Consider the following 12,843-nt stretch of genomic DNA (forward strand, 5'->3'; position numbering starts at 1 on the left):
AAGGAGAGAGAAAATGGCAGAAAAATCAGGTCGAGAATATTCACTAGCAAATACTAGAAATATTGGAATTATGGCTCATATTGATGCTGGTAAAACTACAACAACAGAAAGAGTTTTATACCATACTGGTAAAATTCATAAAATTGGTGAGGTACATGAAGGTGCCGCAACTATGGACTGAATGGAACAAGAACAAGAACGTGGTATTACTATTACTTCAGCTGCAACAACTGCTGTTTGAAGAAATAATCGAATAAATATTATTGATACTCCGGGTCACGTTGATTTTACTGTTGAAGTTGAACGCTCATTAAGAGTTTTAGATGGAGCAGTTGCTGTATTAGACGCGCAAACTGGAGTTGAACCACAAACTGAAACTGTTTGAAATCAAGCAACTAGGTATAATGTACCAAGAATTGTTTTTGCAAATAAAATGGATAAAATTGGGGCTGACTTTGCTCATTCAATTCAAACATTAAAAGATCGTCTTGGTGCTAATGCTCATGCAATTCAATGACCAATTGGTGCAGAAGATGCTTTTGATGGAATTATTGATATAATTGAGATGAAAGCATACCATTTTGATGGTAAACCAAATGAGGATTATAAAGAAATTGCAATTCCTGAAGAACTTAAAGATGTTATTGCAAGTAGACGTGAGGAATTATTAGAAGCACTTTCTCACTTTGATGATGATTTCTTTATGAAATATGCTGAAAGAGAAGTAACGGTTGCTGAAATTAAGACAGTAATTCGTAAAGCAACAATTGTTGCTGAGTTTTTCCCAGTATTATGTGGTAGTGCCTTTAAAAATAAAGGTGTTAAATTAATGTTAGATGCAGTTATTGATTACTTGCCTTCACCATTAGATGTACCTGCAATTAAAGGAATATTACCTGTTTCATCAAAAGAAGTAGAACGTCATTCTAGTGATGAAGAACCTTTCTCAGCGTTGGCATTTAAAATCATGACTGACCCTTTTGTTGGAAGATTAACTTTTTTTAGAGTATATTCGGGAACATTAGAATCTGGTAGTTATGTATTAAACTCAACTAAAGAAAAAAAAGAGCGTGTTGGTCGAATTTTACAAATGCATGCCAATAGTCGTGCCGAAATTAAAAAGGTTTATGCTGGTGACATTGCTGCTATTGTTGGTTTAAAAGATACAACTACTGGTGATACATTATGTGATGAAAAACATGAAGTTATTTTAGAAAAAATGGTATTTCCAGAACCAGTTATTTCATTAGCGCTTGAACCAAAAACAAAAGCTGATCAAGAAAAAATGAGTTTAGGTTTACAAAAACTTGCAGAAGAAGATCCAACATTCCGTGTTTCATCAGACAAAGAAACAGGACAGACAATTATTTCAGGAATGGGAGAACTGCATTTAGACATCTTAACTGATCGTTTAAAACGTGAATTTAAAGTAGCAACTAACATTGGAAATCCACAAGTTGCTTATCGTGAAACAATTAAAGCAGTTTGTGAGCGCGCTGAGGGTAAATATATTCATCAATCAGGTGGTCGCGGCCAATATGGACATGTTATTATTAAATTTGAACCAAATCCAGATAAAGGATTTGAGTTTGTTGATAAAATTGTTGGTGGTAAAGTGCCACGTGAATACATTAAACCAGTACAAGAAGGATTAATTGAATCATTAGCTAATGGTTTAATTGCTGGATATCCAGTTATTGACGTTAAAGCAACATTATATGATGGTTCATTCCACCCTGTTGACTCTTCAGAACGTGCCTTTAATATTGCAGCTTCTAAATCTTTACAAGATAATAAAGATTTATTAAAACCAGTATTATTACAACCAATTATGAATGTTGAAGTTATTATTCCAGATGAATATTATGGTTCTATTGTTGGTAAAATTTCTGGTAAAAGAGGTACTATTGAAGCAGATGAAATGCGTGGTAACAGTAAAGTTGTTAAAGCTAAAGTGCCTTTATCTGAAATGTTTGGTTATGCTACTGAATTACGTTCAATGACCCAAGGACGTGGAACATATACAATGTCTTTTTCACACTATGAAGAAGCACCAAAATCAGTTGCTGAAGCAGTTGCTGGTAAATATCAAAAAGGAAGAATTACTAAAAAATAAAATAATTTAATTGAAAGTATAATAACTTTACTTTAAAATTATCTTAGTGTTTAATTTAATTAAATAAAAATAAGTATTAATTATTTCTAAGGAGGAAACAAAAATGGCAGAAAAAGAAGTAAAAAAATCAAAGCCTGTATCAACAGGCCCAAAACAAAAATTTGAACGTACAAAACCGCACGTTAATGTTGGAACAATTGGTCACGTTGACCATGGAAAAACAACATTAACTGCTGCAATTACTAGTTATTGTTCAAAACATGAAGCAGATGGATATAAAGGTATGTTTAAGGACTATGCTTCTATTGATGCTGCTCCAGAAGAAAAAGCACGTGGTATTACTATTAATACAGCTCACGTTGAATATGAAACACCAACTCGTCACTATGCACACGTTGACTGTCCAGGTCACGCTGACTATATTAAAAATATGATTACAGGTGCAGCTCAAATGGATGGTTCAGTGTTAGTTGTTTCTGCAACTGATGGCCCAATGCCACAAACACGTGAACACATTCTATTGGCACGTCAAGTTGGAGTTAAAAAAATTGTTGTATTCTTAAATAAGTGTGATATGGAAAGTGTAGACGATGACGTATTAGAACTTGTTGAAATGGAAATTCGTGAATTACTAACTAAGTATGAATTTGAAGGTGATGATACACCAATTATTCGTGGTTCTGCAAGAGGAGCATTAGATGGTAAAAAAGAATGAGAAGAAAAAATTAAAGAATTATTAACAGCAATGGATGAATGAATTCCAACACCAAAAAGAGAAGTTGATAAACCAGTATTATTAGCTGTTGAAGATGTTTTCACTATTACTGGACGTGGAACAGTAGCTACTGGAAGAATTGAACGTGGAACTTTAAAAGTTAATGATGAAATTGATATTATTGGTATTAACAAAGGTCTTAAAAAAGTTGTTGTTACTGGTATTGAAATGTTCAGAAAATTATTAGATGAAGCACAAGCTGGTGATAACGTTGGAGTATTATTACGTGGAGTTAAACGTGAAGATATTCAACGTGGACAAGTTATTGCTAAACCAGGATCAGTTACTCCACATACTAAATTTAAAGGTGAAGTTTATATTCTAACTAAAGAAGAAGGTGGACGTCATACTTCATTTAATCCAGGATATCGACCACAATTTTATTTCCGTACAACTGATGTTACAGGAAGTATGGGAGACTTTATTAATAAAGGTGAAAAATCGGAATTAATTATGCCAGGTGATAACGTTACTATTACTGTTGAATTAATTCACCCAGTTGCCCTTGAGAAAGGTACTCAATTCTCAATCCGTGAAGGTGGAAGAACTGTTGGTGCTGGACAAGTTACTGAAGTTATTAAATAATCACATTAAATTAAAAATCTTTATTCTCAAAAGAGAATAAAGATTTTTAATTAAAAATATTTTAGTAGTAAAATTAATTTATAGAAAAGAGATGACAAATCAATGCCTTATGTTAAAGAGCTGGAAAGTCTAATTTTAAATCGTAAATCAATTCGTAATTATGATCCTAGTAAAATTATTAGTGATAGTAAAATTAACGATATTCTTAACTATGTGCGTCATACCCCATCTTCATATGGTTTAGAACCATGAAAAATTTTAGTTATTAGTAATTCTAAAATTAAAGCACAATTGCAACCAATCATAAATAATCAACAACAAGTTAGTACTTGTTCACATTTATTTATTTTATTAAGTTATAGTGGTGAAAATTTCAATACTAGTAATCAATGATTTGTTGATACTGTTATGAAAAGACGTAATTTAACAAAACCACAATACGAAATTTATAAATCAACATTTAATAATTTCTTTGATCATGACAAAAAAACACAAATAAATCATTGGGCACAATGTCAAACTTTTATTTTATTACAAAATCTTTTATTATTATTAACTGCTCATGAAATTGATAATGTTGTATTAGGTGGTTTTAATGAACAACAATTATTAACTTACTTAGAATCAAATAAGATTATTGAACCTAATAAGTATCATGTTACAATTTTAGTGTCTGCTGGTTATGGTTATCCATCAAAAACTAAAATTATTAAAAACGAAGTTAGTGAAATCAGTACGCTTATCAAATAAATGTATTAGAAAAGGTATTGCAATGAAATTAAAAATAAATAACTTAGATATTGAATTAAATATTAATGTTATTGGTAAATTTTTAGATAAGATTGAATATCCAATTCTTATTTTTGATTTTGAGACTTTTCGTAATTTATTACATAAAAAAAAGAACAATTCGTATGCTCATGATTTTGAAAAAATTTTTTCAATTGCATTATTAATTATTAATAAAAAAGAAGATTTAAGTGTTAGTAATTTACAAAATAAAAAGTTACATTTGTTCGTTAAAACTGTTATTCCACAACCAAATATTTTAAATGAAGATTTAAAGCTTGTTAAACATCAGCAACAGTTTTTTAAATTTTTAACTAATAAGTTATTGAAACATAACATTAAATCTTTGATTTTACTTGGTGCTAGAACTGAGATATTAATGCTAAAAAACTATTTGAGTTATCATAATGATGAAAGTAAATTCAAAAATAAAGTTAGTTATTTTTTTCAAAAACATAAAATTTTTGATTTATATGACATTTGAAATAATGATCAAGTTTTAAATTTACCTTTATATAAAAAAGGTTTACATCTTGATGTTGGTGCTACTAAAAAAACTTCAATACTAATTAAAAATAATAATGATTATTGTAAAATATTAAAAGAACAATTTTCATTAACAAATAATAATATTGGAAGAATTATTGATCAATATTTTTTTAATAATATTTGTTTATTACCTAGTTTTACTACGCAAGTAGCAAATCATAATCAAAATGATGTTCTAATTGGCGCTGCAATCTTATCATTACTTTATACTTTTTGTGATAAATATTAAGAAAATAAAAAATATTAATTTAAATAATTAATATTTTTTATTACATTTTATTTTTTTAGTTCAAATTTTTTGGTGTTTGTGAATTATATATTGTTGTATTTGTTGATAAAGGCATTAAATTATTAATTTCATTAACATTCAATCTTGTTTCACTATTTGAACTTACATCTTGAGTTTCTAAATTATCATCATTATTTGTTAATTTAAGTAAATTTTGAAATTGTTCTTCAAGTTCTGTTTTAGATTGACTAATTAAATAAGTATTTTCAAACACTGATTTTTTGCAAGGATATCAATATCCATCTTCATCTCAAATTAAAACATCTTCTTTAGTATATTGTACTTCTTTTTTAGTACCATTTGGACCCCAAGGTAATGATAATTTTCCACTTTTATTATCTTTATTAAGATTAACTATTTTTATTTTAGAATCGGGATTTGCTCAAGCTTCCCCCTTACTTATATTATTAATAACTGGAATATAAGTAGTTTTAAATTTTTTTTGGTTAACAACTCAATGTTCACCAATAACTCCTGTAATAATATAATCACCGCGATGACAAGTTACTGTTACTTTTTCTAGTGTTTCAATTTCTAATGGATTATTATCTTGATGTAATTGAAATTCATATTTTACAGTAGGGTTTTTAATACAAAATGTAACATTTGAATTTTCTGTATTTTCTTTAAATAACATATTTTCTCCTTCATCTTTTTGTTTTTTTGAATAAAGACTTTATTTTAAAAATAAACATATAGTAAATTTTAAATTTCAATATTTATCTTTATTTTTTTAAAATAATTTAATAAAATTAAAAAAACTAATATAGATAAAAATATCTATATTAGTAATGAACATTTAATAAATTATTATTAATAATATCATTTTTTTATCTTTTTTAAAAATATTTTTGTAATTAAATTATTATATATAATTGTAAATTTATGAGTAAAAGTAGCAATATTATAAATTAAAATCATAATTTTATGATTTACTAACACCCAAACTAATACCTAATATAAGGTGTACTTATGCTATAATTACTATAGTATATTGTTGACTCTTCGTTAAAATTAAGTTTGAAAAGGAGTATTAACTATGAAAATTGGAATTATTGGAGCATCAGGAAAATCAGGACTTGTTTTAACTAAAGAAGCTTTAAAACAGGGATATCAAGTTGTTGCCATTACTAGAAATCCTATTAAAATGCCAATTCTTAATAATGATAATCGATTGACCATTAAAAAAGCTGATCTTACTAATAAAAGTAGTATTAAAGCGGTTGTTAATGATGTTGATATTTTAATTAGTGCTTACGGCCCTACTATTGATAATCCCCAAAATATTCATCAGCAAGTTGCTAAAAACTTAATTACTATCATGCATGAATGTCAAAATATTAAAAGGTTATTAATTGTTGGTGGTGCTGGTAGTTTGTTAGATGATAAGAATGAAATATTAGTAGAAACAAGTGCATTTCCTGAAGCATGAAAAGAACATGCACAACAACAAGTTCAAGCATTAGCTACTTATCGTAGCAGTGACATTAATTGAACATATTTTAGCCCTTCTTTATACTATGACCCAGAATTACCAACTTTAGGTAAATTTAAAATTGGTAACAATCATTTAATTGTTAATAAAGAAGGAAAAAGTGAGATTAGTTATGGTGATGCTGCAATTGCTATTATTAATGAGATTAAAGAACAAAAATTTATTAAAAAACGTTTTACAGCGGGTTATAATTAATATTTTGTTTGAAAGGATATTAGACAAATGGTAAAACTTACAAAAGAACAAATTTTACAAAAAACGATAACTCTAAATAATGGTGTCAAAATTCCTCAATTTGGATTAGGTACATATTTAATGGTTGATAGTAAATCTATTTATAATTCAGTAATTTGTGCTTTGCAAAATGGTTATCGTCATATTGATACTACAGAATATTATAAAAACGAGGAGATAATTGGTAATGCAATTAAAGATTTTTTAGCAGAAAATCCAGAAGTTAAAAGGGAAGATTTATTTATTACTTCTAAAATTTGAAATGACAATCATGAATATGAACTTACTAAAGATGCTTTGTGTGGTATCCTGACTCGTTTAAAACTAGAGATTATTTAGATTTATGTTTAATTCATTGACCAACTAAACAAAGTTTTGAATGTTGAAGAGCCTTAGAAGAATTTTATGAATATGGTAAAGTTAGGGCAATTGGTGTTTCAAATTTTAATAGTTCACAATTAAAAGATTTTTTAAAAAAAATAAAAATAAAACCAGCAATTAATCAAATTGAAACACATCCTGGTTTTAATCAAAAAAACACAATAGATTTTTGTTACGAGAATAATATTGCTGTTACTTCATGAAGAACAATGCTAGGTGGTAGAGCAGATGAAATACCATTATTACAAGAATTAGCAAATAAATACAAGGTTACTACTAGTCACATTGCTTTAAGATGAGCTTGACAATTGGGTCAAGTAGTTATTCCTAAATCAACTAATCCAGAGCGAATTATTAGTAATCCCGATATTGGGGGTTTTGAACTAACAGAAGAAGAAATGTTAAAAATTCAAAAATTACCACAAACTGCTTTAGGCCCACAATCTAATGATAAAAAATTTTGAAAAGGAATTATGATGGATTAAATTTAAAAAGGGGGTTAAATAATTGTGATTTGAAATGATACAACTAAGGAATTAGCAAAAAAACTAAATACTAATTTTGTTACAGGTTTAACTGAAGAAGCCGCAGCTCAATTGTTAATAGAAACAGGACCTAATCAATTACCAGTTACGAAAAAAAAGCCAATTTGAAAAATAGTTTTAGCACATTTTATTGAACCATTTGTTTTAGTATTAATTGCATTAGCAATTATTGCTACTGTTATTGGTCAATGACAAGAAGCATTAGTTGTTTTTTTAATTGTAATTGTTGATGCTACTTTGGCTACTTATCAAGAAGTAAAAGCTGCAGCTTCTTTGGACTCTTTAAAGAAATTAGTTTCTTCACAAGCAGTAGTAATTCGTAATGGTAATAAATACGATATTGATGCTAAAGATTTAGTGGTAGGTGATTTGGTTTATTTAGATGTGGGAATGTTTGTACCTGCTGATCTGCGTATTATTCAGTCTTATAATTTACGTACTAATGAATCACTTTTAACTGGTGAATCAACCTTAATTAGTAAAACTACTGAAGCATTAACTGAAGAAAAATTATCAATTGGTGAAAGAACTAATCTTGCTTTTATGTCTACTTCTATTGCGACAGGTAGTGGTCTTGGTTTAGTTTATGCAACAGCAAAAACTTCTGAAATTGGAAAAATAACTAAGTTATTACAAGAAGAAAAAGAACCTAAATCACCATTAACGCGACAAATGTCTTTTTTAATTAGAATAATTTCAGTTTTTGCTTTATTATTAGGTTTAGCTATGTTTTTACTACAATTTTTCTTAATTAAAGTACCTGCTATTAATGCTTTAATTTTTGGAATTGTTTTAACAATAGCAGTAATACCTGAAGGTTTGCAAGTTATTGTCACCGTTTCATTATCACTGGGAAGTTCAAGAATGGCAAAAAAACATGCTATTGTTAAACATTTACCTGCTGTTGAAACATTAGGTCAAGTTGATATTATTTGTTCTGATAAAACCGGAACTTTAACACAAAATAAAATGACTGTTAAAAAATATTATTTAACAAAATCAGTTAATGATAGTAATGACTTTAAAAAGAAAACTAAACAAGAACAATTATTTTTAGATTGTTTAGTATTATGTAATAATAGTGAAGTTAGTAAAAATAAAACTATTGGTGATCCAACAGAAGCAGCACTTATTAATTGATCAGAAACATTAAAGTTTCCAACAAAGGCACTTAGTGATAAACATACTCGAGTTCATGAAATACCTTTTGATTCCAATCGTAAATTAATGTCAACAATTAATGAATATGATAAAGAAACTTATGTTTTTGTTAAAGGCGCGGTTGATAATATGATTAATATTTGTACTCATACGCTTATTAATAACGAAAGAGTAGTATTAACTGCACAAATTAAAAAAGAAATAATTGCAAGTATGGAAGAAATGTCAAATTCAGCATTACGTGTTTTAGGAGCAAGTTATAAAACTGTTAATAATACGAAAGATTATAGTAATATTAATGAAATTGAAAGTAATTTAACTTTTTTAGGATTAGTTGGAATGATTGATCCGCCAAGAAACGAAGTTAAAGATTCTTTAGTTAAAACTAAAAAAGCAGGTATTGATACAATTATGATTACTGGTGATCATTTAAATACTGCTGTTGCTATTGGTCAAGAATTAGGTTTGATTGAAAATAAAACACAAGCACTTAGTGGTAATACAATTGATGATATTCCAGAAGAATCATTTAATGCTAATATTAATCAATATCGAGTTTTTGCTCGTGTTTCTCCTGAACATAAAGTTAAGATTGTTAAAGCATTACAGAGTCATAATAAGGTTGTTTCGATGACTGGTAATGGTGTTAATGATGCTCCTAGTTTAAAAGCAGCAGATATTGGAGTAGCGATGGGTATTACGGGAACCGATGTTGCTAAAGAATCTTCACAAATAGTATTAACTGATGATAATTTTGCTACTATTGTTGATGCTATTGAAGAAGGGCGTAATATTTACAGTAAAATTAAAAGAATTGTTATTTTTATTTTAATTACTAATATGGCCCAAGTATTTTCAATTGTTATTGGTGCTATTTTTGGATGAAATGAATTATTGCAACCAATTCAAATTTTATGAATTAATTTAATTGTTGAATCTGTTATTGCAATTCCAATGTCAATGGGACCTAATAACCCTGATTTAATGCTTAGAAAACCAACAAAACGGAATGATAGAATTCTTACTGGTAGTTGAGGATTTATTGGTATTGTTAGTATAATATTAAGTACCTTGTTACTATTAGCTTTTCATTTTTTACCTCAAATTTTACATGAAAATAATAGCGAAGGTTTTGTTTTTGTTTTTGTTATAATGACTAATGCTCCTTTTTTTTATGCATTTTCTTTTGTTTCAGGTGCTAATACAAGTATTTTTAATAAGATTACTTGAAAAAATAAATATATTTGAGTTGCGGCGATTAGTGCTTTTGCTATTAATACTTTTATTATTTTTACACCTGTTGTTAGCAATGCTTTTGGTATTGGTGCTGGTTTTCGTGTAGTTGATTGATTACTTTGTATTGCTTTATCAACAATACCAATGTGATTATTAGAAGTGTATAAAGGAATTAGACTTTTAGTTAATAAATTAATTAAAAAAGAACAAAATAAAGTAAAAGTTAAATAATATAGAATGGAAAATTAATAATGAGAATTATTCCATATGAATTATTTAGTTATACACCAGATATGAGTTTAACTGCATTGCGTAAGGAATTACTAATGTATGATCATTGTTTAAATAAAAAAATTACAAATATGGCAATGCAACCATTTTTAGATTTGGAACGCAACTACTTTAATTTACTTTTATGTAAATGAGAATTAGAAATGCAAAAACGAAATCATTATGTTAATTCATTATTTAAATGTTATACTAAATACAATGATTTTGAATTTGTTGCAACTCCTGATTTTTTAATTATTGAATGTTGCATACAATGAGATTTAAAAGGTTTTCAGCCATATAAATGTAATTTAAATTGATATGAAATTATGATGATGACAATTAAAAACAAAGATAAAATAAATAAATATTTTTATGAACAACTTTCTTTGTGATATAAAGAAATGTTTATGAAAATTAATAACAATGGTTCTTTTAAACCTAAGAAATTAAATATGAATGTTGTTTTTGAAAAAATAAATAATTTTTTACTAACAGCATAATAGTTTTTGAAAAAAATTTTGATTTTATTTTATAATTTAATTATAAATTACTTTAATAGAATGGAGATTTTATTTTTGAAAAAATAAAATTAAAGATAAAGTATATAAATATGTTGAAAAATTTCTCTTTGAAAATAGAGAAATATGAAATAGATTTGATTTTTTTAGTAAAAATTGAATTAATAAAAAAATTTCTTTTTCTTTGCCTTTGGTTTTCTAAAATTTTAAATTTACTAACAACTTTTTCATTATTTTCATCTTTATTTTTTTATATTTCTCATTTAAAATAATTAAGTCTTTAATCTTCTCCTGATTTTTGCTTAATATTGCTTCTTAATTTACTGATTTCTTCTTGGTTACTTTAAGTTTTTTTGTTTTCTTTTTTTCATTTAAAATCTCATTATTTCAAAAATATTACTTATTAAATTATTTGTTTATTAACAATTAGTTTTTTATTTTTTCTTTTTATTGCATTTCTTATTTTTGAAATTAAACTAAATATGTTGTTCAATTACTTCTATTTTAATTACCCTTTTTAAACAATTAACCCACTTACTTTAGCATAAAAGTAGTGGGTTAAAATTATATATTGGATAGCAACTATATGTTATCAAATTTTGTTTATTTTCAATAGACTTCTTTCATATTTGATTTAAAATTTACATTAGTTAATAATTTTAATAGCTTTTGGCAAAGTGACAGATATTAAATTAGTCGTTCCAACAAAATCAATTGAATTTCATTGAGCAGTAATTTTAACTTTGACTATTTTACTAGTAGTTGATAAATCAATAGTAGTAATTCTATTAATACAATCTTCATCTATTATATCATATACATAATCAAGTTCTTTGATGACAATATCGTCATAACATATTTTTTGTACAGAATTATTGATGATTGAATCTAATGCATTTTCTAATTCTTCTTTTGTAACAGCATTCGGGTCAATGGCCTCAATTTGACTTGGACTATCAATATTAGTAATTTGGTTTAAATCAGTTCATGATTGTAATAAGCAGTAACTAATTGTAATATTATTTTTTTCTCCTTTAAATTTGGTTCCATTTTTAGCAACAATTTTAATATTTAAATTTAAAGTTAAAAAATCATTTTGTTTGAAAATATCAATAAAGTATAAATCTTTAAAGTAAAAATATTTTTCAAAAATTTTTATATAAACATCATAGTCATTACTTGTAATAGTTTTTAAACCTAACATTGTTACTAATTTTTCTTGTAATTTATTTAAAAATTCAGATTTTATATTTTTTTTAAATTTTAATATCCCTAAATCTATATTATTAGGAATTTTTGAAATATCAATTTTTGTATCTTTTTTTGAGTCTGGTGTATCACAAGCAACTACAGTTAATGGTATTGGTGTTGATATTGCTAAAATTGATAATAATTTTAATAAATTTTTCATTTTATTTTTCTCCTTTAAATTCATTTACTTTCATATAAATTATATAAAATAGAACTTAAATACCATTATATAATATTATTCACGGCAATAAATAAGAATGACAAAAAATTTCTAAAATAAAATGTAAAAATAATTAGTAGTTTTAATGATAAAAGTTATCAAGGTTCAATAATTATTGATATAACTAAACAAACAAATATTTCAGATATTTATATGCAAAATTATTTTGCAGAGAAAACTAAACCAGTAACATCAAATAAACAGCAGGCAATTGTAAATGTTACAGATAGTTTAAAGAAAATTCAAAAAAATGAATATCTTACTAAGTCAATTAGAAGATATGTATAAAGAAAAAAATGATTTTAATCAAAGGATAATGATTATACATTAGGATTTGATAAAAGTCCTTTAATAAAAGGTATTATTGAAGGTAGAAATATATTAGCACATCAATTAATCTTTATTAGTCCATCTCAAAAAATTAGT

12 protein-coding genes are annotated in these 12,843 nt (G+C 26.3%); 10 read left to right on the forward strand and 2 right to left on the reverse strand.

Annotated features, from left to right (window positions below; genetic code table 4):
• Positions 1-13: 13 nt before the first annotated feature.
• The 4 genes from fusA (at position 14) to ACI2WJ_RS01575 (ending at position 5,043) form a co-directional block, all read left to right on the forward strand.
• Positions 14-2,116, forward strand: coding sequence for an elongation factor G (fusA, locus tag ACI2WJ_RS01560; RefSeq protein WP_400254623.1), 2,103 nt, complete (start codon positions 14-16; stop codon positions 2,114-2,116).
• A 103-nt stretch (positions 2,117-2,219) separates the two neighbouring features.
• Positions 2,220-3,476 (forward strand): elongation factor Tu, encoded by a 1,257-nt coding sequence (tuf, locus tag ACI2WJ_RS01565; RefSeq protein ID WP_286641788.1) that lies wholly within the window; start codon positions 2,220-2,222, stop codon positions 3,474-3,476.
• 102 nt (positions 3,477-3,578) lie between these two features.
• Positions 3,579-4,226, forward strand: coding sequence for a nitroreductase family protein (locus ACI2WJ_RS01570; RefSeq protein WP_252320126.1), 648 nt, complete (start codon positions 3,579-3,581; stop codon positions 4,224-4,226).
• On the forward strand, positions 4,201-5,043 hold the full coding sequence (locus ACI2WJ_RS01575; protein ID WP_400254624.1) for a hypothetical protein: 843 nt from the start codon (positions 4,201-4,203) through the stop codon (positions 5,041-5,043). The genes ACI2WJ_RS01570 and ACI2WJ_RS01575 overlap by 26 nt, the downstream gene beginning before the upstream one ends.
• A gap of 55 nt (positions 5,044-5,098) precedes the next feature.
• Here ACI2WJ_RS01575 and ACI2WJ_RS01580 read toward each other — a convergent pair whose 3' ends face one another.
• Positions 5,099-5,740, reverse strand: a complete 642-nt coding sequence (locus tag ACI2WJ_RS01580) for a PGDYG domain-containing protein (RefSeq protein WP_338958683.1) — start codon at positions 5,738-5,740, stop codon at positions 5,099-5,101.
• Positions 5,741-6,142: 402 nt separating this feature from the next.
• Here ACI2WJ_RS01580 and ACI2WJ_RS01585 point away from each other — a divergent pair, with 402 nt between their 5' ends.
• Genes ACI2WJ_RS01585 through ACI2WJ_RS01605 form a run of 5 tightly spaced genes read left to right on the forward strand, consistent with a single transcriptional unit; the run spans position 6,143 to position 10,928 of the window.
• Positions 6,143-6,793 (forward strand): NAD(P)-dependent oxidoreductase, encoded by a 651-nt coding sequence (locus ACI2WJ_RS01585; RefSeq protein ID WP_400254625.1) that lies wholly within the window; start codon positions 6,143-6,145, stop codon positions 6,791-6,793.
• A gap of 27 nt (positions 6,794-6,820) precedes the next feature.
• On the forward strand, positions 6,821-7,171 hold the full coding sequence (locus ACI2WJ_RS01590; protein ID WP_400254626.1) for an aldo/keto reductase: 351 nt from the start codon (positions 6,821-6,823) through the stop codon (positions 7,169-7,171).
• Positions 7,132-7,698 (forward strand): aldo/keto reductase family protein, encoded by a 567-nt coding sequence (locus ACI2WJ_RS01595; RefSeq protein WP_400254627.1) that lies wholly within the window; start codon positions 7,132-7,134, stop codon positions 7,696-7,698. The genes ACI2WJ_RS01590 and ACI2WJ_RS01595 overlap by 40 nt, the downstream gene beginning before the upstream one ends.
• Positions 7,699-7,722: 24 nt before the next feature.
• Complete coding sequence (locus ACI2WJ_RS01600; RefSeq protein WP_400254628.1) at positions 7,723-10,386, forward strand: cation-translocating P-type ATPase; 2,664 nt, start codon at positions 7,723-7,725, stop codon at positions 10,384-10,386.
• A gap of 20 nt (positions 10,387-10,406) precedes the next feature.
• The gene (locus tag ACI2WJ_RS01605; RefSeq protein WP_338958691.1) at positions 10,407-10,928 is read left to right on the forward strand and encodes a hypothetical protein; all 522 of its coding nucleotides are present in this window, start codon (positions 10,407-10,409) and stop codon (positions 10,926-10,928) included.
• A gap of 664 nt (positions 10,929-11,592) precedes the next feature.
• Here ACI2WJ_RS01605 and ACI2WJ_RS01610 read toward each other — a convergent pair.
• Positions 11,593-12,357, reverse strand: a complete 765-nt coding sequence (locus ACI2WJ_RS01610; protein ID WP_400254629.1) for a hypothetical protein — start codon at positions 12,355-12,357, stop codon at positions 11,593-11,595.
• A 213-nt stretch (positions 12,358-12,570) separates the two neighbouring features.
• On the opposite strand from ACI2WJ_RS01610, the gene ACI2WJ_RS01615 reads away from it, so the two are divergent.
• The gene (locus ACI2WJ_RS01615; protein ID WP_400254630.1) at positions 12,571-12,705 is read left to right on the forward strand and encodes a hypothetical protein; all 135 of its coding nucleotides are present in this window, start codon (positions 12,571-12,573) and stop codon (positions 12,703-12,705) included.
• Positions 12,706-12,843 lie beyond the last annotated feature (138 nt).

The sequence above is a fragment of the Spiroplasma endosymbiont of Cleonymus obscurus genome, from assembly GCF_964273375.1.
Taxonomy (GTDB): Bacteria; Bacillota_I; Bacilli_A; order Mycoplasmatales; family VBWQ01; genus Spiroplasma_E.